Raw genomic sequence first — 2,311 nt, 5'->3', positions numbered from 1 at the left:
GCCATGGCCGCCCCTCGCCTCAGAGTAAGGGCTGTTCTCTCTCCAGAGCTTTTTGCAGAACCTTCAGGACACTATCCCTTTTTTCCCGAAGGGCGCGGGCTTTCTTTCTGCACGGAACACCGGGGCGGTGCACATTTCGCCGGCTTGCAGCGAAATGGCCGCTTGCGCGCTGCCTCAATCCCTCGCCTTCAGGCCCTGTTGTCTGCCGTCATATAGTGTGATCCTTGCTATCAACAATATTTTGGAATCCCATCACCAGCCGTCACTGGGCGCCGCGAGTGGAGATGCTTGACAGTGATTACCGGCTCGGGTTTTTGGAACTTATTCAGGCTTTTCAGCGTTCTATGACATGCCTCACGATCGAGCCAACCGTCTGCTGGGCGTCGCCACCACTGCGAAAATCGGCGGTCATCCGATCCATCCCATGTTGATTCCTTTTCCGATCGCATTGTTTGTGTCGGTGTTCCTCTCAGACCTGGTGTTTTGGTCGACCGAGAATGCTTTCTGGGCCGAGGCTTCTTTTTGGCTGCTCGGGTTTGCCTTGCTTATGAGCGCCGCAGCGGCGCTGGCCGGCTTTGCCGATTTCCTTGGAAATGCAGTCGTACGCTCTTTCGGCGCCGCGTGGCACCACATGATAGGCAATGTCATCGCAGTGGTACTCGCCTTGGCTAATTTCGTTTTGCGGCTCAGTACAGGCGCAGTCGAGGCGACTCTGCCTTGGGGATTGGCCCTGTCTACGCTTGTTGTCCTGCTTCTTGTTTACACTGGCTGGAAGGGCGGAACGCTCGTCTACGAGCACAGGGTAGGAGTGCATCCTGAGGAGGGTGAGGGCACCAGTTCTCGTGCGGGACGATTTTGATGAGGTCTTGGCATGGCCGACCTGCGGGGACGCGTTGTCGTGGTCACCGGCGCTTCGAGCGGCCTCGGCAGAGCGGCTGCTCTTGGGTTCTCGCGACAAGGGGCGCGGCTGGTACTGGTTTCTAGAAACGACGACGCGCTCGACAACATCGCTAAGGAATGCGTCGACTCAGGCGGTGAGGCACTGACCTTTCCCGCCGATGTGGCAGACTACAGCGCGGTCGAGGAAATCCGTGGTTTTGCAGTATCGCATTTCGGCCGGATTGACGTCTGGGTGAATTGCGCCGCAGTGCTGATTTTCGGGCGTTTTGAGGAAGTTCCGCCTCCGCTGTTCCACCGTCTGGTCGACACGAATGTGTTTGGCTACATCAACGGATCTCAGGTCGCCCTCAAGCAATTCCGCTCTCAAGGAGACCGTGGAGTGCTGATCAACGTCAGTTCAATGCTCGGTGTCGCTCCAGAGCCTTTTGTCAGTATATATGTCGCGAGCAAGTTTTTCATACGCGGGCTCACAGCGTCCATCCGGCAGGAGTTGCGCACCACGCCAGACATTCATGTGTGTGCTATCCTTCCTGCAGCCATGGACACCCCTATCTACCAGAAAGCGGCGAATCTGTTCGGCCGCAAGGCGCGATCCATTGTCCCTGTTTACTCCGCCGAGCGGGCCGCCTCTGCAATTGTCGGCGCAGCGAGCCATCCTCGACGCGAGATCAGGGTTGGCGGCTTTGCATTCGTGTTGGAATTTGGCTGCCGGGTTGCGCCATCACTGGTGGAATGGATAGTCGCTGTTGTGGGGCCACGTCTACAGTTTCAGGAAAACGCCGAACAACCGCACGATGGCAACTTGATGGCAAGTGTGTCCCCTCACGAAGTTTGCCGGCCGCTGGCGCCAGTACTGGACGAAGGCTGTTGGGCGTCACTCCCCTTGATCGTCGCGTGCCCTTTGAGCACGTGCCCAGCCACCGCTTCCAACCTCTAGTGAATGGATTGGAACACAATCTTGCTGTTGCGGATGACGAAGCTGTCTGCACCGTCGGTAGCGTTGAAACTGCGCGAAGTAGCGGACCAGATCAGAATGGCGTAGGGACCCCGAACCTGCTTTGCCAAGAATTCGAATTTAGCCTCAGGCAACTGCTCATGAAGGCCTGTTCCTTTACGCCGCGAGGGAACGCAGCCGCTCTCGGATTCGTTGCAATGCATGAGCAATGTTGGACATAGGTCGGGCCAAGCTTCGAACGATCAGGGCCGCGTTTTGGACTTGCCCAATGAAAGCGAAAGGATCAGCTCTCGAAATCGCTGCATCATCGTTGTCGGAGCCTCGGCCGGCGGCGTCGAGGCACTGAAGCGGCTCGCGACCTATCTACCGCCCGATCTTGCCGCTGCTGTCTTCGTGGTGCTCCACGTGGGCCAGACGAGCTATCTCCCGGAGATCCTTGATCGGGCTGGCCCTCTC

At 57.9% G+C, this 2,311-nt stretch carries 3 protein-coding genes; all 3 read left to right on the top strand.

Features of this window, described 5'->3' with window-relative positions; genetic code table 11:
* Nucleotides 1-349 precede the first annotated feature (349 nt).
* Nucleotides 350-859: a DUF2231 domain-containing protein gene (locus AC0L2R_RS33655; RefSeq protein WP_473514081.1), complete on the top strand. Its 510-nt coding sequence runs from the start codon at nucleotides 350-352 to the stop codon at nucleotides 857-859.
* A gap of 12 nt (nucleotides 860-871) precedes the next feature.
* Entirely contained in the window at nucleotides 872-1,837 is a 966-nt protein-coding gene (locus AC0L2R_RS33650) for an SDR family oxidoreductase (RefSeq protein ID WP_473514080.1), read from the top strand.
* 219 nt (nucleotides 1,838-2,056) lie between these two features.
* Nucleotides 2,057-2,311: chemotaxis protein CheB (locus AC0L2R_RS33645; RefSeq protein ID WP_473514079.1), on the top strand; the 255-nt coding region annotated here is incomplete at its 3' end.

Source organism: Mesorhizobium sp. WSM4820, assembly GCF_055811075.1.
Note: the sequence above shows the minus strand (reverse complement) of the source record. Positions and strands in the feature narration are given on the sequence as shown.